At 74.8% G+C, this 22,743-nt stretch carries 18 protein-coding genes; 13 read left to right on the top strand and 5 right to left on the bottom strand.

From position 1 onward, the window contains the following. Positions 1–88 precede the first annotated feature (88 nt). From acs to ACZ7RU_RS08880, 3 genes are all read right to left on the bottom strand, one after another. Complete coding sequence (gene acs, locus ACZ7RU_RS08890) at positions 89–2,059, bottom strand: acetate--CoA ligase (protein WP_470340170.1); 1,971 nt, start codon at positions 2,057–2,059, stop codon at positions 89–91. A 241-nt stretch (positions 2,060–2,300) separates the two neighbouring features. Beyond that, a complete protein-coding gene (locus ACZ7RU_RS08885; RefSeq protein WP_470340169.1) occupies positions 2,301–4,739 on the bottom strand; it encodes a SulP family inorganic anion transporter in 2,439 nt (812 codons plus the stop codon). A gap of 439 nt (positions 4,740–5,178) precedes the next feature. Next, positions 5,179–6,186, bottom strand: a complete 1,008-nt coding sequence (locus tag ACZ7RU_RS08880) for an ATP-binding protein (protein WP_470340168.1) — start codon at positions 6,184–6,186, stop codon at positions 5,179–5,181. A gap of 219 nt (positions 6,187–6,405) precedes the next feature. Between ACZ7RU_RS08880 and ACZ7RU_RS08875 the strand changes: the two genes are divergently transcribed. After that, a complete protein-coding gene (locus ACZ7RU_RS08875) occupies positions 6,406–7,296 on the top strand; it encodes a Fic family protein (protein WP_470340167.1) in 891 nt (296 codons plus the stop codon). A 378-nt stretch (positions 7,297–7,674) separates the two neighbouring features. Here the strand turns inward: ACZ7RU_RS08875 and ACZ7RU_RS08870 are convergent, their stop codons facing one another. Then, a complete protein-coding gene (locus tag ACZ7RU_RS08870; RefSeq protein ID WP_470340166.1) occupies positions 7,675–8,574 on the bottom strand; it encodes an HAD family hydrolase in 900 nt (299 codons plus the stop codon). A gap of 727 nt (positions 8,575–9,301) precedes the next feature. Between ACZ7RU_RS08870 and ssd the strand changes: the two genes are divergently transcribed. The 7 genes from ssd to ACZ7RU_RS08835 all read left to right on the top strand — a co-directional run bounded on the left by ssd (position 9,302) and on the right by ACZ7RU_RS08835 (position 15,217). Continuing rightward, complete coding sequence (gene ssd, locus ACZ7RU_RS08865; protein WP_470340165.1) at positions 9,302–10,426, top strand: septum site-determining protein Ssd; 1,125 nt, start codon at positions 9,302–9,304, stop codon at positions 10,424–10,426. A 110-nt stretch (positions 10,427–10,536) separates the two neighbouring features. Next, positions 10,537–11,784, top strand: coding sequence for a TadA family conjugal transfer-associated ATPase (locus ACZ7RU_RS08860; protein WP_470340164.1), 1,248 nt, complete (start codon positions 10,537–10,539; stop codon positions 11,782–11,784). A 139-nt stretch (positions 11,785–11,923) separates the two neighbouring features. After that, complete coding sequence (locus tag ACZ7RU_RS08855) at positions 11,924–13,000, top strand: type II secretion system F family protein (RefSeq protein WP_470340163.1); 1,077 nt, start codon at positions 11,924–11,926, stop codon at positions 12,998–13,000. A gap of 173 nt (positions 13,001–13,173) precedes the next feature. Further along, positions 13,174–13,770, top strand: coding sequence for a type II secretion system F family protein (locus ACZ7RU_RS08850; protein ID WP_470340162.1), 597 nt, complete (start codon positions 13,174–13,176; stop codon positions 13,768–13,770). Between the two features lie 148 nt (positions 13,771–13,918). Then, the gene (locus ACZ7RU_RS08845) at positions 13,919–14,095 is read left to right on the top strand and encodes a DUF4244 domain-containing protein (RefSeq protein WP_470340161.1); all 177 of its coding nucleotides are present in this window, start codon (positions 13,919–13,921) and stop codon (positions 14,093–14,095) included. 235 nt (positions 14,096–14,330) lie between these two features. After that, positions 14,331–14,693, top strand: coding sequence for a TadE family type IV pilus minor pilin (locus ACZ7RU_RS08840; RefSeq protein WP_470340160.1), 363 nt, complete (start codon positions 14,331–14,333; stop codon positions 14,691–14,693). Next, entirely contained in the window at positions 14,681–15,217 is a 537-nt protein-coding gene (locus ACZ7RU_RS08835) for an Rv3654c family TadE-like protein (protein WP_470340159.1), read from the top strand. Before ACZ7RU_RS08840 ends, ACZ7RU_RS08835 begins: the two co-directional genes overlap by 13 nt. Here the strand turns inward: ACZ7RU_RS08835 and ACZ7RU_RS08830 are convergent. Beyond that, positions 15,212–17,674: a DEAD/DEAH box helicase gene (locus tag ACZ7RU_RS08830; RefSeq protein WP_470340158.1), complete on the bottom strand. Its 2,463-nt coding sequence runs from the start codon at positions 17,672–17,674 to the stop codon at positions 15,212–15,214. The genes ACZ7RU_RS08835 and ACZ7RU_RS08830 overlap by 6 nt on opposite strands. Positions 17,675–17,896: 222 nt before the next feature. On the opposite strand from ACZ7RU_RS08830, the gene bldG reads away from it, so the two are divergent. The 5 genes from bldG (at position 17,897) to ACZ7RU_RS08805 (ending at position 22,638) form a co-directional block, all read left to right on the top strand. After that, complete coding sequence (bldG, locus tag ACZ7RU_RS08825) at positions 17,897–18,238, top strand: anti-sigma factor antagonist BldG (RefSeq protein ID WP_030240921.1); 342 nt, start codon at positions 17,897–17,899, stop codon at positions 18,236–18,238. 157 nt (positions 18,239–18,395) lie between these two features. Continuing rightward, entirely contained in the window at positions 18,396–18,815 is a 420-nt protein-coding gene (locus ACZ7RU_RS08820) for an ATP-binding protein (RefSeq protein ID WP_470340157.1), read from the top strand. Between the two features lie 455 nt (positions 18,816–19,270). After that, positions 19,271–20,056: a hypothetical protein gene (locus ACZ7RU_RS08815; protein ID WP_470340156.1), complete on the top strand. Its 786-nt coding sequence runs from the start codon at positions 19,271–19,273 to the stop codon at positions 20,054–20,056. Between the two features lie 347 nt (positions 20,057–20,403). Continuing rightward, on the top strand, positions 20,404–21,936 hold the full coding sequence (locus ACZ7RU_RS08810) for a DUF7059 domain-containing protein (protein WP_470340155.1): 1,533 nt from the start codon (positions 20,404–20,406) through the stop codon (positions 21,934–21,936). A gap of 243 nt (positions 21,937–22,179) precedes the next feature. Then, on the top strand, positions 22,180–22,638 hold the full coding sequence (locus tag ACZ7RU_RS08805) for a hypothetical protein (RefSeq protein ID WP_470340154.1): 459 nt from the start codon (positions 22,180–22,182) through the stop codon (positions 22,636–22,638). Positions 22,639–22,743: the final 105 nt, after the last annotated feature.

The following is a 22,743-nucleotide window of genomic DNA, read 5'->3' as shown; positions in this document are numbered from 1 at the left end:
ACGAGACGGCTGTGCCCCGGGCGGTGGTCACCGCTCGGGGCACAGCCGTTGTCTCAGGGGCGCTCGGGTGTTACCGGCCCGGTCGGGTTCAGCCGGTGCCGGTGCCGGTGCCGTTGTCCGAGGCCGGGAGCTGGGCCTGGATCTGGCTCATCACCGTGCTGTCGGCCAGGGTGGTGGTGTCGCCGACCTCGCGGCCCTCGGCGATGTCGCGCAGCAGACGGCGCATGATCTTGCCGGAGCGGGTCTTCGGCAGCTCGCCGACCACCTTGATCTGCTTCGGCTTGGCGATCGGGCCGAGCGTGCGGCCGACGTGCGCCCGCAGCTCCTCGACCAGCTCGGCGCTCTCGGTGGCGCCGCCGCGCAGGATCACGAAGGCGACGATGGCCTGACCGGTGGTGGCGTCGGTCGCGCCGACCACGGCGGACTCGGCCACGGACGGGTGGCCGACCAGGGCCGACTCGACCTCGGTGGTGGAGATGTTGTGGCCCGATACGAGCATGACGTCGTCCACCCGGCCGAGCAGCCAGATGTCCCCGTCCTCGTCCTTCTTGGCGCCGTCACCGGCGAAGTAGCGGCCCTCGAAGCGCGACCAGTAGGTGTCGATGTAGCGCTGGTCGTCGCCCCAGATGGTGCGGAGCATGGACGGCCACGGCTCGGTGAGCACCAGGTAGCCGCCGGAGCCGTTCGGCACCTCGGCGGCGTTGTCGTCCACCACGGTGGCCGCGATGCCCGGCAGGGCGCGCTGGGCCGAGCCCGGCTTGGTCTCGGTGACGCCCGGCAGCGGGCTGATCATGATGGCGCCGGTCTCGGTCTGCCACCAGGTGTCCACGATCGGGCACCTGCCGCCGCCGATGTGCTCGCGGTACCAGACCCAGGCCTCGGGGTTGATCGGCTCGCCGACGCTGCCCAGCACCCGCAGCGAGGACAGGTCGAACTTCGCGGGGATGTCGTCGCCCCACTTCATGAAGGTGCGGATCGCGGTCGGCGCGGTGTAGAGGATGGTCACGCCGTACTTCTGGACGATCTCCCAGAACCGGCCCTGGTGCGGGGTGTCCGGGGTGCCCTCGTAGATGACCTGGGTGGCTCCGTTGGAGAGCGGGCCGTAGACGATGTACGAGTGGCCGGTGACCCAGCCGATGTCGGCGGTGCACCAGTAGACGTCGGTCTCCGGCTTGAGGTCGAAGACGGCGTGGTGGGTGTAGCTGGCCTGGGTGAGGTAGCCGCCCGAGGTGTGCAGGATGCCCTTGGGCTTACCGGTGGTGCCCGAGGTGTAGAGGATGAACAGCGGGTGCTCGGCGTCGTGCGCCTCGGGGGCGTGCTCGGTGGACTGGCGCGCGGTGATCTCGTGCCACCAGACGTCGCGGCCCTCGGTCCACGGGATGTCCTGCCCGGTGCGGCGGACCACCAGGACGTGCTCCACGCCCTCGGCCTTGGTGAGCGCCTCGTCGATGGCAGGCTTCAGGGCGGAGGGCTTGCCGCGGCGGTAGCCGCCGTCGGCGGTGATCACCAGCTTGGCCTGGGCGTCCTGGATGCGGGAGGCGACGGCGTCGGAGGAGAAGCCGCCGAAGACCACCGAGTGGGTGGCGCCGATCCGGGCGCAGGCGAGCATCGCGACGACCGCCTCGGCGATCATCGGCAGGTAGACGGCGACCCGGTCGCCCTTGCGGACACCGAGCTCCAGCAGGGCGTTGGCCGCCTGCGAGACCTCGTCCTTGAGCTGGGCGTAGGTGATCGAACGGCCGTCGCCGGGCTCGCCCTCGAAGTGGATGGCGACCCGGTCGCCCAGGCCGTTCTCCACGTGGCGGTCCACGCAGTTGTACGCGACATTGAGCTTGCCGTCGGCGAACCACTTGGCGAAGGGAGGGTTGGACCAGTCGAGGGTCTCGGTCGGCTCGACGGCCCAGGTGAGGCGGCGGGCCTGCTCGGCCCAGAAGCCCAGACGGTCCTCGGAGGCCTGCGCGTACGCGGCCGCGGTGACGTTGGCGGCTGCGGCGAGCTCTGCCGGCGGGGCGAATCGCCGCTCCTCCTTGAGCAGGTTGGCCAGGCTCTCGTTGCTCAACGCGCACTCCTCATCGAGTCATGATCGGGGCGTTCCCGTGCGTGGGGATTGTCCCGTGTGTCCCAGCGCACAGCTCACCAGGCGAACGGGGCAGTTGACAAGAGGCTCCTGTGAATTGGTGTAGACCTTTGACCGGCGGCCGGTCGACCTACCGCCCGGGTCGCCGCGGCGGACCGGACGACCGTACGGGGGTGGGTGGGCCCGTGCCCCGGCCCGCCCGGCGGGGACACGGGCCCGGCTCTCAGGCGGCCAGTCGAGGGTCCTCCTCACCGCCCCCGACCGGAACCCGATCGTCCGCATTCACCCGTTCGGCCGATGCTGTGTTCGGCCGGATGCCGGGGTCGGCCCCGATCAGGCCCTCGGCGTGGTGTTCGATTTCGTTCGACCGCTTCCCCGCGCGGGCCTCCACCGGGCTGAACGTCCCGGTGGCCAGGTCCAGGACGTAGGCCTGGGCCGTCGCGAAGTCGAAGTACATCCCGACCAGCCGCAGGGTGCCTTCCTCGACCCGGCGTTCCACCGCCGGGTTCGCCATCAGCTGGTCCAGCTGCTGGACCACGTTGGTGATGCAGAGCCGCTCCGCGACGTCCACCGCGGGTCGGGCGGTGAACTCCGCCGGGGCCCGGCGGAGCCGGTCCAGCGAGCCGCGGCCGTTGCGCAACCAGCGGGCCAGCGGGGTGGGCGGCCCGGGGCGCTCGTGCACACCGTCCAGCAGGGCCTGCATCGCGCCGCAGCCGGAGTGGCCGCAGACCGTGATCGAGCGCACCTCCAGCACCTCGACCGCGTACTGCACCGCGGCGGCCACCGAGTCGTCCGCCGCTCCGGGTTCGTGCGGGGCCGGCACCAGATTGCCCACGTTGCGTACGGTGAACAGGTCCCCCGGACCGCTGTTGGTGATCATGCTGGTGACCATCCGGGAGTCCGCGCAGGTCAGGAAGAGTTGGGAGGGCGTCTGGCCCTCGCGGGCCAGCCGGGCTAGTTCCGGCCGGACCAGCGGGGCGGTGTGCAGCTGGAACACCCGGACGCCGTCCAGCAGCCGGCCGTGCGGGTCCTCCTGCTGCTCGATGCAGTGGTGGCCGACCCAGGGCGTCCAGGCCCGGCAGCGGTGCGGGCTCGGGGAGCTGCCCGCGCGCACGGTGCCGTCCGGATCGAGCACCTCGTCGTCCTGGCGCCGCGTCACCATCGAGACCCGGCCGCCCGCGTCCTGGTGCCCGGCCCGCCAGGTGTGCAGCGTCTCGTAGGCGGCGTGGTCCAGGAAGGATCCGTCGTGGACCACAGTGACCCCGGCCCCGGCCGGAATGCCGCCCAGCACCCGGCTGAGCCGGGGCACGGTGGTGAAGGTGAGCGGGCCGTGCGTCCGGACGGTGACCGTGCCGTCGGGGCCGGTCTCGACGTCCACGTGGGCGCGGGTCAGCCGGTAGAGGGCGAGCAGCATGGCGGTGCCGGCGCCGATCGCGACGCCCCACAGCACGCCGGCGGCGACCACACTGAGCACGGTGACCAGGTAGACGGGGAACTCGCGGTGCCGGTGCACCTTGCGGATGTGCGCGAAGCTCACCATCTGAAGCCCGACCACCAGAACCAGCGCGGCGAGCGCGGCCAGCGGGATCCGGCGCAGCCCGCCGGCCAGTGCCAGTGCGGCGGCCAGCGCCCAGACGCCGTGCAGCACCGAGGCCCACCTGGTCTGGCCGCCGGCCCGCACGTTGGCGGTGCTGCGGACCGCGCCCCCGGCGACCGGCAGACCGCCGACCAGCCCGCTCACCAGGTTGGCGAGGCCCTGGCCGCGCAGTTCGCGGTCGAGGTCGCCGGTGCGGCGGGACATCCGGTCGATGGCGACGGCGGACAGCAGCGACTCCACGCTGGCCACCGCGGTGACGGTGAGGACGGCGGCGAGCAGGCCGAGCACCGGGCCGTGCGGCAGGGCGGGCAGGAGCGTCTGCGGCCGCCAGGCGGGCAGCTCGATGTGGGCGAGCCGCAGGTCCAGGGCGAACACCAGGGCGGTGGCCAGCGCGACACCGGCCAGCGGCCCGGGCACCTTGGCCAGCCGGGCGCCGAACTCCCCCGCGCGGCCGGGGAGTCGGCCGAGCCGGGGCCAGCCGATCAGGACGGCCGCGGTCACCGCGCCGGCCAGCAGCGCGGGCGGGTGCGGGCCGGCCAACTGGCCGGGAAGGGCCAGGATGTCGGCGATCGCGGAGCTCTGCGGTGAGCCGCCGAGGACGACGTGCAGCTGTGCGATGGCGATGGTGATGCCGACCCCGGCCAGCATGCCGTGCACGATCGCGGGTGAGACGGCGAGCGCGGTCCGGGCCACCCGGCGTGCGCCGAGCAGGAGTTGGAGAAGGCCGGCGGCGACGGTGATGGCGCAGGTGGCCCGCCAGCCGTACTGGGTGATCAGCCCGGCGGTGACCACCGTCAGTGCCGCCGAGGGGCCGCTGACCTGGAGTGGTGTGCCGCCGAACAGCCCGACCACGATCCCGCCCACGGCGGCGGCGGCCAGACCGGCGGTGAGCGGGGCGCCGGTGGCGAGCGCGATGCCGAGGGAGAACGGGACGGCGATCAGGAAGACCACGAGGGACGCGGAGAGGTCGTGGGTCCAGCGGGCGCGCGGGCCCGGGCCCGGGCCCGGCGGCGCGTGGTCGGTGGTGTCGGAGGCGATGGGGGCACTGGAGATGTCGAGGGTCATGGTCTTCCCGTCTGTCCGGGGGAGCGAACGCAGTCAGGTCCGGTGGTGGGTCCGGCGTGGGGCTCCGGGGCGGATCGGCTGTCGTGGGCGCGACGGTGTGGCGGGATGGCGTGGGCGCGGCGGGGGAGTGCGGGTGTCACCGGCCGGCGTCGACCATCAGGCCCGCCAGGGCTCCGGGCGAGGTGCGGGACGTCTCACCGGGGACCGCCGGGCGAACCATCAAGACTCGGTAAACCGAGGGTAATGAAAGCTTTGCACAGCGTGGTTCCGGGAGGGAAGCGGAAAACCCCCTGATTCACCCCAATGGGTGGTGGCCGAACGGTCGGGAATCTGCTGGTGGCGGCGGTCGTGGCGGCCGTCCGGCCGGGCGGGGCACGGCGAACGGGCCGTGGCCTCCCCGTTCCGGGAGGCCACGGCCCGTTGGTCGCGGTGGTGCGGGTCAGGCGTGGACGCCCGCCGGGGCCGTGCACTCGCCGTCGTCCGCGAACTCGCCCAGGACGAAGTCCCCGTCCACCTGGCTCGCGAGGTCGATGCCGACCTTGGCGTTGGCCCAACTCTCCGCGTTGCGGCGGTGGAAGAGCACCGCCTGCTCGGTGTAGCGGCGCGCGTCCCGCCGCCCGTACGCCGTGTCGGTCTCGACCCGCAGTTCCTCCAGTACGGCCCGGTTGGCCGGTTCCAGGGCCCTCAGCGGCGGCTGCGCCCCCTGCTCCATGCGGCGCACCCAGTCGGACTGTCCGAAGGTGGTGAGCAGGTCGTCGCCGACCTCGCGGCGCAGGAAGGCCAGGTCGTCCGGTCCCTGCACCTTGTTGCCGACCACTCGCAGCTGGACGCCGAAGTCTCGGGCGTAGTCCTTGTACTGGCGGTAGACGGAGACGCCCTTGCGGGTCGGCTCGGCGACCAGGAAGGTCAGGTCGAAGCGGGTGAACAGGCCGGAGGCGAAGGAGTCCGAGCCCGCGGTCATGTCGGTCACCAGGTACTCGCCCGGCCCGTCCAGCAGGTGGTTGAGCAGCAGTTCCACCGCACCGACCTTGGAGTGGTAGCAGGCCACCCCGAGGTCCTCCTCGGTGAACGCGCCGGTCGCCAGCAGCCGGACCGAGCCCTCGTCCAGGGCGATCGGGCGGGCGCAGGCGGCGTAGACCGGGTTCTCCTCGACGATCCGCAGCAGTCGCGAACCGCGGCCGGGCGGCGTGGTTTTGATCATCTCGTCGGAGGAGCGGATCAGCGGGTTGCTGCCGCGCAGGTACTCCTTGATCTCCGGCAGGTGCCCGCCCAGCGGGGGCAGCGCAGCGGCCTGATCATCCGTCAGTCCCAGGGCAGGGCCCAGGTGCTGGTTGATGTCGGCGTCCACGGCGATGACCGGCCGGCCCATGGCTGCCAGGTGGCGGATGAACAGGGCGGACAGCGTGGTCTTCCCGCTGCCGCCCTTGCCGACGAAGGCGATCTTCATCTGGGGACTCCGGCTCTCGCTCAGGGCCCTCGCTACGGGCCGCTTGCCCAGGGGTCGCGTGGGGGCGGATCCCCTAGTTGGAAATCGTTATCGTCTCCGATAGTCGCCATGCTAGCCGGGGTTTCGGGTTCGCCGGGGGCGGGAAGTGAGGATTGCCTCTAACGGGTGATGCGGGGTTGCTGTTCCGGGAGGGGCGGCCCGTTCATTACTCTCGGGTAGGTGAGCACTGGAACTGATCCCCTCGCCCCGCTGGCCCAGCTCCCCGGGGTGCCCGACGCGGTGGCCGAGGTGCGCAAGGCCGTCGACCGGCTCTACGGCCACCGGGTGATGCGCCGCCGAGCGGCCGAGGTCACCTCGGAGTCCGCGCTGCGCGGCGCCCGCGCGTCGGCTGCCCTGGCCGGGGCCGACTGGCCGCTGGAGGAGGTCCGCCGCCGCAGCGACTTCGGCGCGGACCCCGAAGCCCGGGCGGTCGGCGCGGCCCTGCGGATCGCCGCCGAGGCCGGCCAGCTGCTCAGCATCTGGCGGCACTCGCCGCTCCAGGTGCTGGCCCGGCTGCACCTGCTCGCGGTCGGCGACGCCGATCCGGCCGCCGGCCGCCCGCGGCGGGCCGGGGAGGGCGCCGAGGAGCTGTTCCCGCTGGAGCTGAAGCCGGTGGAGAGCGTCGAGGTCGACGCTGCGGACGGGCCGCTGCCGGTGCTGCCGCCCGCCCCGGGAGCGGAGGAGGTCGCGGCCCGGCTCGACCAGCTCTCCCGGCTGCTGGTGGCCCGCGCGGAGGGCCAGGGCGTGGGCACGCCGGCCCTGGTCGTGGCCTCGGTGGTGCACGGCGAACTGCTCGCGCTGCGGCCGTTCGGCACCCACAACGGGGTGATCGCGCGGGCCGCCCAGCGGATCGTGCTGATCGCCGAGGGCCTCGACCCGAAGTCGATCTGCCCGGCCGAGGTCGGTCTGGCGGAACTCGGCACCGCCGCCTACCGCCGGGCGCTGGCCGGCTACCTGGCGGGCACTCCCGAGGGGATGGCGGCCTGGATCGCGCACTGCGGCCGGGCGCTGCGGCTCGGCGTCCGGGAGAGCACGGCGGTCTGCGAGGCGATGCAGCGCGGGATGGTCTGAGCGGCCGGACCGGAACGGCGCACGCGCCCCCGAGGGGGCGCGCGGAGAAAGAGATGCGGCGGCACCCGATCCTGCTGGGTGCCGCCGCTGGTGCAGATACCGGGTGACCATGCATGCACCGGAAGTGCCGATCAGACGGGGATCCTGCCCGTTCGTCTGGTCCGGCGGCCCGACAGCGGGTCGGCTGCATGTGGGTGCCCGGATATCTGTACGTGCGGTCCGTGGGCCTGAACTGCGTTGTCGGTTTGACCTCTTAGGTCCTGACCGGGTCTCGCGGGCCGTGCTTCATTTGTATCGCGTTTCGGGCGAAAGGGGAACCCGAAACGAGAAGTCTGTCCCGATTGCCCGTTTTGGCCAAAGAGCGGGGGCGGCGCGGCCTCAGGCCGTGGGACGCCGCCTACGGGCCAGGTACCAGATCACCCCGGCCGTCACCACGGCCGTGCCGACCGCCACGGCGGTCAGCACCGAGCCGCTCGGGGCGGAGAACTCGGGCAGCCGGCGCCGTAGTTCCACCGGCTTGTCGAAGACCAGCACCGGCCACTCCCGGGCCTGCGCCTCCTTCCGCAGCGCGCGGTCGGGGTTGACCGCCGACGGGTGGCCGACCGCCTCCAGCAGCGGCAGGTCGGTGGAGGAGTCGCTGTAGGCGTAGGACGCGGCCAGGTCGTACCCCTCGGTCTCGGCCAACTCCCGGATGGCGGCGGCCTTGTTCTCGGCGTAGGCGTAGTACTCGATCTCGCCGGTGTAGCAGCCGTCCTCGACCTTGAGCCGGGTGGCGATCACGTGGTCCGCGCCGAGCAGCCGGCCGATCGGCTCGACCACCTCGGAGCCGGAGCTGCTGACGATCACCACGTCCCGTCCGGCCGCGTGGTGCTGCTCGATCAGCGAGGCCGCCTCGTCGTAGATGATCGGGTCGATCAGGTTGTGCAGGGTCTCGGCGACGATCTCGCGGACCTGCTGGACGTTCCAGCCCCGGGTGAGCGCGGAGAGGTACTCGCGCATCTTCTCCATCTGGTCGTGGTCCGCGCCCCCGACCAGGAAGACGAACTGCGCGTACGCACTGCGCAGTACGGCCCGACGGTTGATCAGGCCGCCCTGGTAGAAGGGGCGGCTGAAGGCCAGCGCGCTCGACTTGGCGATGATGGTCTTGTCGAGGTCGAAGAAGGCCGCCGTGCGCGGTCCGCCGGGTCGGGGGCGAACGGGCGGGCGGAGCTCTTCGGGCCCGGTGGTGTCGTCCGGGGACTCGTCGGCGTGGTCGTCGGCGTTCTCGGTGGTGTCCACGGGAACCGAGGATAGAGGGAGCCGCAAAACACCCCGCCATTCGGCGTACTCGCGGGCGTGCGGGTTTGTGTTTCTGGCCGGTCGGGTACACCATGGAAGTCACGGATCGTTCGCGACCGTGCTAACCCGGTCCGGCTCCTCCCCCCCGAGCCGGGCTGTGGATAGACGACCCCCGCTCTCCCCCCCGGCGGGGGTCGTCGCACGTCCGGGGCCATTTTCAGGGCTTGAACGCCTCTCGCGGCGCATTCGCCGCCGCCGTGTCGACGGCCTACAGGGGGTGTCGCCATCTCGACCCGCCGACCGGCTTTCGTCACTCTGCGTCGCCAGTTCCTCATGTCCGTCGAGGATCGAACGGCCGGTTCCGACCGGTCGTGCGAGTCCGTTCGGAAGCGGTGTCCGGAAGGCGACGGGGAGCGGTCCGGAGAACGGCCGAACGGGATGCGGCGGGCCGCCGGTTCATCTCGGTGACCCCCTTTCGTCAATTCTTCGCCGATTAGCCCCCCGCCCGGGTGAACGTTTTCCTCCACAGCCCAGGAGTTATCCACAGGCAATCGGAACCCGGATGACGGAATCCGGATCTCCCCCCACCGTGATGACCGGCGGCGGTCGCCGGGCAGGGCCTCACCCCTTCCTCCCAGAGGGTCTGTCGGGCGGCCGTCCGCCGGAACCGTCCGACGTGCGCCGCCGGCCACCACCCCGGTGGTCGGCGGCGCGGAGGGGAGACACCATGTCGACGCCGATCGCCGACCACATCACCGCCGAGGGCCCCGCGGTCGCCGGGCCGCTCGTCGTCACCGAGGACGAGGGCCTGGCCGAGCACCTGCTGCGGATCTGCGCGGCCGCGGGCACCGAGCCGAGGCTGGTCCGGGGCGCCCCGCCGACGCGTGAGCTCTGGGAAGGCGCCTCGCTGGTCCTGGTCGGGGACGACCAGGCCGTCCGCTGCTCCGGGCTGGGGCGGCGCGCGGGGGTGCTGTTGCTTGGGCTGGACCTGGACGATCCCGGGGTGTGGGTCCGGGCCGTCCAACTCGGGGCCGAGCACGTGCTGTTCCTGCCCGACGCCGAGGCCTGGCTGCTCGACCGGGTGGCCGACGCGGCCGAGGGGGTCGGCTGTCCGGCGGTCACCGTCGCGGTGCTCGGCGGGTCCGGCGGAGCCGGGGCCTCGACCCTGGCCTGCGCGCTGGCGGTCACCGCCGCGCGGGCCGGCCGGCGGACGATGCTCCTGGACGGCGATCCGCTGGGCGGGGGTCTCGACATCCTGCTCGGCGGCGAGCGGGTCAGCGGATTGCGCTGGCCCGACCTGGCGGGCTCCCGCGGCCGGGTCAGCGGGGCCGAGCTGGCCAGGGCGCTGCCCGCGCTCAAACGGCTCTCCGCGCTGTCCTGCCTGTCCTGGGACCGCGGCGACACGCTGACCGTCCCGCCGGAGGCCATGCGCAGCGTGCTGGCCGCCTCCCGGCGGCGCGGCGGGCTGGTGGTGGTCGACGTGCCCCGTCACCTCGACGCGGCCGCCGGGCAGGCGCTGGAGCAGTCCGACCTGGCCCTTCTGGTGGTGTCGGCCGAACTGCGCGCGGTGGCCGCCGCCGACCGGGTCGCGGCGGCGGCCCGGATGCGGCTCGGGGACGTCCGGGCCGTGGTGCGGCCGGTGCGGGCCGGCGGGCTCCCGTCCCGGCAGATCGTCCGCGGGCTGCGGTTGCCGCTGGCGGGGGAGCTGGAACCGGAGCCGGGCCTGGCCCAGGACGTCGTGAAGGGCGTCCCGCCCGGGAGCCGGGAGAACGGTCCGCTCGCGCGCTTCTGCGCGGGCTTCCTGAACGAGGTGCTGCCGCCGGTGCCGGCGGTCGGAGGAGGTGTGTACTGATGGTCCGTCTGCGGAGAACAGTCCTTCGGAGTGGCGCGCCCGGCCCGGGCGGCGGAGGTGCGCGGGAGCACCGGCCGCTGCGGAGCGTGCCGCCGGCCGGCGGACCGCCCGTGCCCGAGCCCGAGACCGGGCCCGGGCACGGTCCCTGCCCGTACGGGCGGACGGCCCGCGAGCAGCGGACGGCGGCCCTGGTGGACGCGGTGCGGCTGCGGCTGGCCGAGTCGGGCGCCGCCCCGACGGCGGGCTCGGTCGCGGCCGCGCTGCGGGCCACCCGCCCGTCGCTCGGCGGGGACGAGGTCCTGGACACCGTGCGCTCGCTGCGCGCCGAACTGGTGGGTGCGGGCCCGCTGGACGGGCTGCTGGCGGCGCCCGACGTCACGGACGTCCTGGTGAACGGTCCGGACGAGGTGTGGGTCGACCGTGGCGGCGGCCTGCAGCGAGCCACCGGAGTCCGGTTCGCCGACGCCGAGGCGGTGCGGCGGCTGGCCCACCGGCTGGCCACCGCGGCCGGCCGGCGGTTGGACGACGCCCGCCCCTGGGTGGACGCCCGGCTGCCGGACGGCACCCGGCTGCACGCCGTGCTGCCGCCGATCGCGGCCGGCTGCACGCACATCTCGCTACGGGTCTGCCGCCCCCGGCCGTTCACGCTCGACGAGTTGGTGGCGGGCGGGTCGCTGCCACCGGCGGGCGCGGAACTGCTCGCGGGCATCGTGCGGGCCCGGCTCTCGCTGCTCGTGTCCGGCGGGACGGGCTCGGGGAAGACCACGCTCCTGTCGGCCCTGCTCGGCCTGGTCGGGCCGGACGAGCGGATCGTGGTCGTCGAGGACTCCGCCGAGCTTCAACCGGCCCACCCGCACGTCGTCCGGTTGCAGAGCAGGCCGCCCAACCAGGAGGGGCTGGGCGAGCTCACCCTGCGGGACCTCGTCCGCCAGGCGCTGCGGATGCGCCCGGACCGGCTGGTGATCGGCGAGGTGCGCGGGGCCGAGGTGTCGGACCTGCTGGCCGCGCTGAACACCGGGCACGAGGGCGGCTGCGGCACCGTCCACGCCAACACGGCGGCGGACGTGCCGGTCCGGCTGGAGGCCCTGGGCTCGCTCGCCGGTCTCGACCGGCCGGCGCTGCACAGCCAACTGCGGGCCGCGCTCTCCGTGGTGGTGCACCTGGTCCGCGATCCGGGCTCGGGGCTGCGCCGGGTGGCGGAGATCCACACGCTGGTCGGATCCGGCGACGGATCGGCCGTGACCACACCCGCGGTGGCCTTCCCGGCGCCCGGCGGCCTGCGTCCCGGTGCGGGCTGGGAGCGGCTGGTCGGGCTGCTGGCGGCGCGCGGGGTGTCGCTCGGATCGGGGCGGTCGTGATCGCGGTGACGGTGGCCGGGCCGGGAGGCGCGGACGTACGGATGGTGGAACTCGCCTTCGCCCTGCTGTTGAGCGGGTGCGCAGCGGGCGCCCTGCTGCTGCTCGGCGGCGCGGGTCGGAAGGACGAAGGACGACGGAGGTGAACGACGTGACGCAAGGTCAGATCGCGGTCTGCTGGACGGTGGTGCTGTGTCTGGTGGCCGTCGCCGCGTGGCGCGCGGTGCAGGAGCAGTTGCCGGGCGGGCGGCGCTCCAGGCTGGTGCTGGCGGGTAGCGGGCCCCCGGTGCCGGTGCCGGTGCCGGTGCCGGTGCCGGTGGCGGGGCTGGGGCCGGGCGCGGAGACCGTGGCGCGGGCCCGGGATCGGCTGCCGGAGTTCCTGACGCCCGAACTGCTGTTCCTGCCGGTCGGATTGGCTGCCGGGCGGGCCGTCGCCTCGCCCGTGCCGGTGCTCGTGGCCGCCTTGGCCGTGCTGCCGCTGCGCAGGTGGCGGCTGCGGCGGCGTCTGGCGACGGAGGCCCGGCACCGGGCGGCGGCCGTGGTGGAGCTCTGCGCCGGCCTGGCGGGGGAGTTGCGCGGTGGGGCGACGCCGGAGCAGGCGCTGCACCTGGTCACCGCGCGGCTCGCCGCCGACCCGGAGGGGCTGCGCAGGCTCGGTGAGGAGCCGGTGGCGCGACTGGCGGCGGGCCGTTACGGCGGGGACGTGCCCGCCGCGCTGCACCTGTTGGCCGCACTGCCGGGTGGCAGCGGAGCCGCGGCCGTCGCGGCCTGTTGGCGGGTGGCCGCGGACAGCGGGTCGGGGCTGGCCGACGCGTTGGAGCGGGCCGCGGAGGCGCTGCGCGGCGAGCGGGCGCTCGCGGAGGAGATCGCCGGGGAACTGGCAGGTCCGCGCGCGACCATCGCCGTCCTGGCCGCGCTGCCGGCCGTCGGACTGCTCCTCGGCACGGCGCTCGGCGCACGTCCGTTGGAGGTCCTGCTGCACACCCCGGCCGGGCTGGGTTGCCTCGTGGCGGGGGCGGTCCTGGAGGGGCTGGGCGTGCTCTGGACGGCGCGCATCGTGCGAGCGGCGGCCCACGGCGCACTGGACGCGCCTTCGGGGCGGGGCGAGCCGCATCGCGCCCTCGGCCGTGCGGTGCCCGCTCCTCGGGCGAGCGAGCAGAACTGCGGGCTGTCGCGGGTGCGCGCACGGGTGCTCGGGGCGGGAGCGGGGGCGAGGTGATGCGAGGCGCCGAGTGGCTGGCGGTCGCCCTACCGGCGGCGGCCGCCGTGGGGTGGACGTCGGTGCAAGGCCGGGCGAGGCGTCGGAGGGCGTTCGCCCGGGCCCGAGGGCGGGAGGAGCGGGGGCGAAGAACCCGGCTGACGGCCTTGGGGGTTGGGCGCCGACGGCGGGCGGTGGCGGCGGTTGTGGCCGGGCTGGCGGCGATGGTGCTGCTCGGCGGTGGTACCGGACTGGTCGCCGGGGCTCTGCTGGCGGTGGGCGTCCACCGCTGGTCGGCCCGGGCGCGGCAGCCGGCGGACCGCCGGGCGGCCCGCGAGGACGAGCTGCTGACCAGGCAACTGCCGCTGGGCGCCGAGCTCCTGGCGGCCTGCCTCGCCTCCGCGGCGCTGCCCTCGGAGGCCGTGTCGGCGGTGGGCCGGAGCGTGGGGGCGCCGCTGGGGCCCCGGCTGGTGGCGATCGGGGCCGAACTGGCCCTGGGCGCACCGCCGGAGGTGTGCTGGAGCCGACTGGGCGAGCAGCATCCGCCGCTGGCGGCGCTGGCGCGCTGCCTGGAGCGCAGCAGCCTCGGCGGTGTCCCGGCCGCCGGCCCGCTGCTCGGCCTGGCCCAGGGGCAACGCACGGCGGCCGCCCGCGCGGCCCACGCCCGGGTCCGCCGGGCCGCGGTGCTCGCCACCGCGCCGCTGGGGCTCTGCTTCCTCCCGGCCTTCGTCCTGATCGGCGTGGTGCCGGTGGTGATCGGCCTCACCAGCCGGTTCGCCCAGGCGATGTGAACAAGGGCCGGGTGTACGGACATCAACGGAAGACAAGCGACAGGAGAGTTTCATGACCGCAGTGATCGCGATCGGGTCCGGTGCCGGGCGTTCGCTCCGTCCGTCGGCCGGGGCATGGCGGCGGAGGAGCCGCCGAGCAGCCTGCCGGGTGCGCAGGGTGGCCCGGCTCCGGGGCCGCTCGGACGCCGGGATGACCACGGCCGAGTACGCCGTCGGGACGCTGGGCGCGTGCGCCCTCGCGGCAGGGCTGTACAAGGTGGTGACCAGCGAGGCCATCACGGGCGCGCTGACCGACATGCTGGTGCGGGCGCTCCATGCGACCTAGCGCCGGTCTTCGAACTCGCGTCTGCGGGGCGGCGAACGACGGGCGCTCGAAGACAGACCCCAGCGCCGGTCGACGAACTCGCTTCTGCGAGGCGCCGCGCTCCCAGCCTTCGGCCGGGAGGCACGCCCGGCGGCCGCCCGGCCAGGGCCCGGGGGCAGCCCCTGGCCGGGTGGGGGAGCGCGGTGCCGGCCGGTCCTGGTCGCTGCGGCCGGGGCGACGCGGCGACGCGGGATTCGTGACGGCGGAGACGGCGGTGGCGCTGCCGGCGCTGGTCCTGCTCGCGGCGATGCTGATCTGGGGCGTACTCGCGGCGGCCGCGCAGATCCGCTGCGTGGACGCCGCCCGGGTCGGAGCCAGGGCGGCCGCGCGGGGGGACGCGGACGCCGCAGAACTCGCCCGTGCGGCGGCCCCGCCGGGCGCGCAGGTCCGGGTGGCCTTGGCGGCCGACACGGTGCGGGTCGACGTGGAGGCGCCGTGCGCGGGGCCGGGCAGGCTCGGTGGGCTGCTCGCCGTCCGGCTCACTGCGGCGGCCGTGGCGGCGCGGGAGGACGCCCTGGTGGCGGTCACGGAGGGAGGCGGTGGCCCGTGGCCGTCCTGAGCGGGTTGCGGGAGTCGGCGGACCGGGTGGCTCGCGCCCGTGCCGCCCGAGCGGTCGCGGCGGGCGGGCGGGGGCCGGACGCCGGCTCGGCGACGGTCTGGCTGCTCACCCTGGCGATGCTGGGCACGGCGGTGTTCGCCGCGACGATCGCGGTCGGCTCGGTGGTCGCCGCCCGGCACCGGGCCGAGTCCGCCGCCGACCTCGCGGCCCTGGCCGCGGCGGACCGACTGCTGCTGGACCCGGACGGCGGCTGCACCCGGGCCGCCGCACTCGCCGCCGCACAGGGCGCCGGGCTGGTGTCCTGTGCGGTCGACCGGTCGGCGGACGCCGTCGAGGTGGTGGCCGAGGTGGGGGTCCGCGGGCTCCCGGCCCGACTGCCGGTCGGCCCGGCGCGGGCGAGGGCCCGAGCAGGGCCGGTCCGGGCCCCGGTCACCGTCCCCGAGGACGTACCGGGCGACGGGCCGAGCGGGGTTCCGGGCGACGGGCCGGGTGGCGCTCCGAGCACTGCGGCGGCGGCCTCATGAACCGGCCGATGCTCCACCGGTCGGCGCTCCGCCGTCCGGCGCCGAGGCCGCCTCCTGCCCGCCCTGCCCGTCCACCCTGCCCTGCCCGTCCGCCCCGCCCTGTTCGTCCGGCTCCTCCTGCTTGTCGGCCCCCTCCGCGCCTTCGGGCGCCCCGGCCAGCAGCACGTCCAGGAGCCGGACGGCGGCGGCCTTGTCCAGCGGGTCGTTCCCGTTCCCGCACTTGGGCGACTGGACGCAGGACGGGCAGCCGCGCTCGCACTCGCAGGAGGCGATCGCCGTCCGGGTGGCCGTCAGCCACTGGACCGCCCGCTGGAAGCCGCGTTCGGCGAAGCCGGCCCCGCCCGGGTGGCCGTCGTAGACGAACACGGTCGGCAGCCCGGTGTCCGGGTGCAGCGGGACGGAGACGCCGCCGATGTCCCACCGGTCGCAGGTGGCGAACAGCGGCAGTAGGCCGATCGAGGCGTGCTCGGCGGCGTGGGCGGCACCGGGCAGCTGGTCGGGCGGGATGTCCGCGTCGAGCAGCTGGTCCTCGGTGACGGTCCACCAGACCGCGCGGGTGCGCAGTGTGCGGGGCGGCAGGTCGAGCTTGGTCTCGCCCATGATCTCCCCGGTGGAGATCCGCTTCCGGAGGTAGCCGACCACCTGGTTGACCACCTCCACCGAGCCGAAGCTGAGCCGGCCCTCGCCCCACTCCACGGTGGTGTCGGTGTCGAGGACGGAGACGGAGGTGATGTCGCGGGCGGCCGTGGTGTACGGCGGGTCGGCCGGCTCGACCAGGGCCACGGAGTTCTCCAGGTCGAACTCCCGGACCAGGTAGGTGCGGCCCTGGTGCAGGTGGACGGCCCCGGTGTGGACGGTGGTGTGCGCGGCGGCGGCGTCCACCGTGCCGAGCAGTCGGCCGGTGTCGGCCTCGACGATCTGTACCGGGCTGCCGCCGCTGCCGCGCAGGTCCACCGCGTCGGCCGCGCGCTCGCGACGGGTCCAGTACCAGGAGCCGTCACTGCGCCGGCGCAGCAGGCCGCGCCGCTCCAGCACCGGCAGCAGCGGGGCGGTGGACGGCCCGAAGAGCTCCAGGTCGGCATCGGTGAGCGGGAGTTCGGCGGCGGCCGCGCACAGGTGCGGGGCGAGCACGTGCGGGTTGTCGGGGTCGAGCACGGTGGCCTCGACGGGGGCCGCGAACAGCGCCTCCGGGTGGTGCACCAGGTAGGTGTCCAGCGGGTCGTCCCGGGCGATCAGGACGGCCAGCGCGCCCTGGGCCTCCCGGCCGGCCCGGCCCGCCTGCTGCCAGAGCGAGGCCCGGGTGCCGGGGTAGCCGGCCATCAGGACGGCGTCGAGGCCGGAGATGTCGACGCCGAGTTCGAGAGCGGAGGTGGAGGCGAGTCCGAGCAGTCGGCCGGTGTGCAAGTCGCGCTCCAGGGCGCGGCGTTCGTCGGCGAGGTAGCCGCCGCGGTAGGCGGCGACCCGCCCGGCGAGCGCGCGGTCGAGCTGGTCCTGGGTCTGGAGCGCGACGAGTTCGGCGGCGCGCCGGGAGCGGACGAAGACGACGGTGCGGGTCTCCCGCTCGACCAGGTCGGTCAGCAGGTACGCGGCCTCGGCGGTCGCGGTGCGGCGCACGGGCGCGCCGTGCTCGCCGACGTTCTCGGTCAGCGGCGGCTCCCAGAGGCCGAAGACCATCGGCCCGCGCGGCGAGGCGTCCTCGGTGACGGCCGCGGCGGGCAGGCCGGTCAGCCGCCGGGCGGTCGCGGCCGGGTCGGCGGTGGTGGCGGAGGCCAGCAGGAAGGTGGGTGACGAACCGTAACGGGCGCAGATGCGGCGCAGCCGCCGCAGTACCTGGGCGACGTGCGAGCCGAACACGCCCCGGTAGCTGTGGCACTCGTCGACGACCACGTAGCGCAGCGCCTTGAGGAAGGAGGACCAGCGGACGTGGCCGGGCAGGATGCCCCGGTGCAGCATGTCCGGGTTGGTGAGCACGTAGGAGGCGTACTGGCGGACCCACTCGCGTTCCTCGGGCGGGGTGTCGCCGTCGTAGAGGGCGGCACGGACCCTCGGCGGGGCGAGTTCGGCGGCCCGGCGGCGCTGGTCGGCGGCGAGCGCCTTGGTCGGGGCCAGGTAGAGCGCGGTGGCACCACGGCCGTTGCGCGCCTCGGTGCCGTCCAGCAGGTCACTGAGCACCGGGGCCAGGTAGCCCAGCGACTTGCCCGAGGCGGTGCCTGTGGCGATCACCACAGTCTGGCCGCTTTTGGCCAGATTCATCGCTTCTGCCTGGTGCGCCCACGGCTGTTCCACCCCGACGGCGCGCGCCGCGGCCACGACCTCCGGACGGATCGAGTCGGGCCACGGTGAATAACGCGCAGGTCGGGCGGGAAGGTGCTCCGTATGGGTGAGCCGGTCGGACCGCCCCCGGACGGTGGCCAGGGTCGTGAGCAGTGCCTCGGGCGGGCTGTGTCGGGGCGGCATGAGGACCCAGTGTGTCACCGGCGTGACGGAGAATCGTCGTAAGCCATCGTGCGGGCATGGTCACAGGTGGTTGAATGTGGCCGTGACGGCCGTATGGCCGTGGGTCGCAGCGCTGAGGCTTGCCACGTGTTGGCTGGGCGCGCCCGGGCTCGCGACCATGCGGTTGCGGCCGTCCGGCCGAGGATCGCACATGACGTAGCAAGGCAAGGTGCTGGAGGTTCCGTGGACCTGTCCCTGTCGACCCGTTCAGTCGGCGATCGTACGGTCGTCGAGGTTGGCGGCGAGATCGATGTGTACACCGCCCCGAAGCTGCGGGAGCAGCTGGTCGAGCTCGTCAACGACGGCAAGTACCACCTCGTCGTCGACATGGAAGGCGTTGACTTCCTCGACTCGACCGGCCTCGGTGTGCTGGTGGGCGGTCTGAAGCGGGTGCGCGCTCACGAGGGCTCGCTGCGCCTCGTCTGCAACCAGGAGCGCATCCTGAAGATCTTCCGCATCACCGGCCTGACCAAGGTCTTCCCGATCCACACCTCGGTGGACGACGCGGTCAGCGCGACCGACTGACGCGACCGGGCCGGCCCGTGCGGCCGGCCCGCTCGTTCCTCGCGTCCGGGTGCCGGGCCCGTGTGGCCCGGCGCGTTCCCGGGCGCCTCTGGGCCGGTTCCGCCGGCCCGCAGGGGCCGGACCTCCGGCCCCGGTCGGAGCACCCCGAGGGGGAGAGATGGCAACCGTCGAACTTCGATTCAGCGCGCTTCCCGAGCACGTGCGGACGGCCCGACTGGTCGCCGCGGCCGTCGCCAGACGGGCCGGGGTCGACGAGTCGGTGCTCGACGAGGTACGGCTCGCGGTCGGCGAGGCGTGCTCCCGCGCGGTCGGACTGCACCAGCGCGGCGGCATCGGCGGCACCGTCCGGGTCGCGCTGACCGATCAGGAGAAGCGTTTCCTCATCGAGGTCGAGGACGAGGCCGGCCCCGCCGCCGTCCCGGCCTCCGGCGCCGCCGAGGGCGGCGAGCCGGACGAGGACACCCTGGGCCTCGCCGTGATCACCGGCCTGGTCGAGGACCTGGAGGTCACCAACGGTGCGGACGGTGGCCTGATCCGGATGAGCTGGCCGGTTTCGGTCCCCTCCGTCGCGGTCTGAGGCACCGCCTCCCCGCTTCTTGTGCGAGCTCCGGGCCTTCCCACGCGCCTGCGCCCGAAGCCGGAGTCCGGCACCTGGTCATGCGACCGGGCGGATCATTTCCGCACCGGCGGCCACCGCGTCATCGGCACCCTTCGACCTGCCCTGCCGCGGGATCCTCCGGCCGGCGCCCGGGTGAGGGCGCCGGCTCCGCCACGGCGGTCAACCGGCCGACCAGCCAGCCGCCCCCGTCAGCATGCCGTGCGAGGCCCGGGCCCGGCCGGTCCTGGAGCCGGCGTGCGGCCGCCTTCCGGAGCGACGGACGGGGCCTCCCGGGTGCCGGGAACGGGTCGGTCGGGGTGCCGAGACAGGCGGCCTGCGGGTGAGTGGGCAGCGGGGACCGGGGAACCGGGGGACGGGCATCGGCCGTGTAGGTTCGACGACCGATGACGACCGCAACCGAAAGGCTTCTCCCGGTGAACAAGCGACTGCTGGCCGTACCCGCCCTCGGCATGCTGCTCGCGTTCGGTGCCGTCGGCTGCGGCGACGACGGCAAGCAGAACAGCAAGCAGCTGGACTCCTGGGCGTCGACCGTCTGCGGCGCGGCCAAGTCCCCGATCGCTCAGGCGCAGACCGCGCTCGCCGACACCGGTCAGGTGAAGACCGGCGAGGCTCCGGCCGACCTCCAGAAGCGGCTCTCCACGGACATCGGCCGGCTGGCCAAGACGAACCAGGACATAGCCGCCGCCATCGACGCGGCCGGGGCGCCCCAGGTGAAGGACGGCGCGACCCTCCAGAAGGACACCGTCGACGAGCTGAAGAAGGCGGCCGACGGCTACGTGGAGGTCCAGAAGAAGCTGGACGCGCTGCCCAACAACGACCAGGCCAAGTTCGCCGACGGGCTGCGCAGCGTGGCCGACCAGGTGCAGCAGCTGGCCTCGCTCTCCACCCAGGCGCAGAGCAAGCTCCAGCGCGGCGAGCTCGGCGCGGCGATGGCCAAGCAGGAGGGCTGCAAGCCGTCCCCGACCACGGCCCCGACCAGCGGCGCGACCGGTGGCGCGGGTGCCGGTGCCAGCGGCACCCCGGCTCCGGGCGGCGCGGGCACGACGCCGGCCCCCGGCGCCACCGACACTCCGGGTGCCCCGGCGGCCACCCCGGCGCCCGGCGCGACCGACGGCGCGAGCCCGGCCGCTGCCGGAGCGACCACCGCTCCGGCCGCCCCGCCCACCACCCCGGAGACCCCCGCCCCCAGCGCGAGCTGAGCCCGGCGGACCGGACGATCCGACGCGCCCGCCCCTGACACCGGCCCCGGAAGCCGTCAGTGGCGGGCGGCGCGTCGCCCGACATCCGACCCCTGCGGACCTGCGCGGCCCCACTGAGCCGCCGTCTCCGCTGAGCCGCCGTCTCCGCTGAGCCACCGCTCCTGGGGACCGCTGGGCCCCCCGGAGCCGGCGCCCTCGGAAGCCCGCCGAACGACTCGGCGCCCCCGGCAGGGCGGCGCACGGCGGCTTCCGGGGGCGCGCGGTGCGGTGCGGGCTTCCGTCCGACGGGTGCGGGGCGCATGGCGGCCGCGGCGGCCGCGGGGTGGTCGGCGGGGGACAATGGCGGGGTGATCAGTAGCCCCGTTCTCGACCCCACTCGCCTCGCCAAGTTCCGCGAGGCGCTGCTCGCCGCCTCGTTCACCGCCGACGGGTGCCTGGACCTGCTCGGGCCCACCGGCTATTCGGCGTTGGCTCGCAGCGAGGCGGTCCCGGCGCTGCGGGCGACCCGCGGTGGCAGTCCGCTGGAGACGCTGGTGCGGCTGTTCCTGCTGCAGCAGCCGGTCCCGTACCGGGCGGCCGCCGCCGCGCTGCCGGTGGAGGACTGCCTGGCGGACGGCTGGCTGCGCCCCGACGGCGATCTGGTGCGTGCCACCGTCGACGTCCGGCCGTACGCCAACGAGGTCGCCGGGATGCCCGGTTCGGACGCCTGGGTGGTCTCCGACCTGGGCTGCGCGGTGGGCGGCGCGGGCGGCATCGGCTCCGGTGAGACCGCGCACGGCGTGGCCCGCAAGGACCTGGTGCTGGGTGTCGGCGGCGCCTCCACCACCCTGGCCAACATCACCGTTCGCCGCCCCGTCCGGGCTGCGCTGGACCTCGGTTCGGGCTCCGGCGTGCAGGCGCTGCACGCGGCCCGGCACTCCGGGACCGTCACCGCCACCGATCTCAACCCGCGCGCGCTGCGCTTCACCGAGCTGACCCTGGCGCTGTCCGGTTTCGACAACACCGAGGTGGCCGCCGGAAGCCTCTTCGAGCCGGTCGGGGAGCGGAAGTTCGACCTGATCGTCTCCAACCCGCCGTTCGTCATCTCGCCGGGTGGCCGGTTCACGTACCGCGACGGCGGCATGGCCGGCGACGACCTGTGCCGCAGCCTGGTCCGCTCGGCCGCCGACCACCTGGAGCCCGGCGGCTACTGCCAGCTGCTCGCCAACTGGCAGCACGTCAAGGGCGAGGACTGGCACGAGCGGCTGGCCGGCTGGGTCGCGGGCACCGGCCTGGACGCCTGGATCGTCCAGCGCGAGGTCCAGGACGTGGCCCAGTACGCCGAGTTGTGGCTGCGCGACGGGGGCGACCACCGCGGCCCCGGCGGCGACTACCAGGCCCGGTACGGCGAGTGGCTGGACGCCTTCGAGGCGGGCCGGGTCGAGGGCATCGGCATGGGCTGGATCACCCTGCGGGCGGGCGGCGCCGAGCGTCCGACCGTCCGGGTGGAGGAGTGGCCGCACCCGGTGGAGCAGCCGCTCGGCCCGCACATCGAGACCTGGTTCGACCGGCAGGACTTCCTCCGCGCGCACGACGACGCGGGCCTGCTCGCGGCCCGCTACGTGCTGGCCGACGAGGTGGTCCAGGAGCAGGTCGGCGCGCCGGGCGCGGAGGACCCTGAGCACGTGATCCTGCGTCACAACCGCGGCATGCGGCGGGCCACCAAGGTGGACACCGTGGGCGCCGGCTTCGTCGGGGTCTGCGACGGGACGCTGTCGGCGGGCGAGATCGTGGACGCCATCGCGCAGCTGCTCGGCGAGGACCGGGTGGTCCTGCGGGACCGGGTGCCGGAGTCGCTGCGCCTGCTGACCGAGCAGGGCTTCATCGACCCGGTCCGCTGAGACCGGTTCGCCGAACCCTGTCCGCTGAGACCGGTCCGCCGTGACCAGCCTGGCGGGACCGGTCTGTCGAAACCGGCCGGGCCCGGGCCCGGCCGACCGGACCACGTCGGGGCCCGGGCCCGGTTCACCCGCCCGTACCCCCTGGTTCGTCCGGCCGCCGCCGGACGGCTGTCTCCCGTTGGCCCTCCGCTGTGAAGCTCTGTCCACAGGCTGTGGACAGAGCTGGGGAGCCGGGGGCCAGGGGTGGACACGACGACGGCGATGGTGGGCGGGTCGGTGCTCGCCCTCTTCGGTGGCGTGCTGCTGATCTGGTGCGCCGCGGAAGTGAGCCTGCGCCTGCGGGTGCGCCACCGGGGGGTGCCGACGGTGGCCACCGTGGTGGCCGAGGACGACGTGCACGGCCAACTGGACAGTGCGCCGTTGCTCTCCTTCTCGGTGCCGCCCTCGGTCGGCGGCCCCGGCGCGTGCGGGATGGCGGGGCTCGTGATCGCCCGCCCGCGCGGGCACACCCCGTTGCGCCGACCCGACCGTTTCGCGCCAGGTGCCCCGGTGCGGATCTGTTACGACCCGCGGCATCCGAGCCGGGTGGTGCTGGCGGCCGGGGAGGTCGGCCGGGCGGCCGTCGTCGACGTGCTGTGGAGCGTCCTGGGCGTGGGCTGCCTGGCGGCGGGCGCAGGCCTGCTGGCCGTGTCCGGCGCCTGAGCCTCCACCACCGGCGAGCGACCGCGGAGCGCCGACGAGCGCGCACCGAGCGAGCACCGAGCGACCCGCCGGCAAACGCGCCCCCGGGCGAATTCGCGCCACCCC

This window comes from Kitasatospora sp. NPDC114501 (genome assembly GCF_055633695.1).
This window is presented reverse-complemented; position numbering and strand designations above follow the sequence as displayed.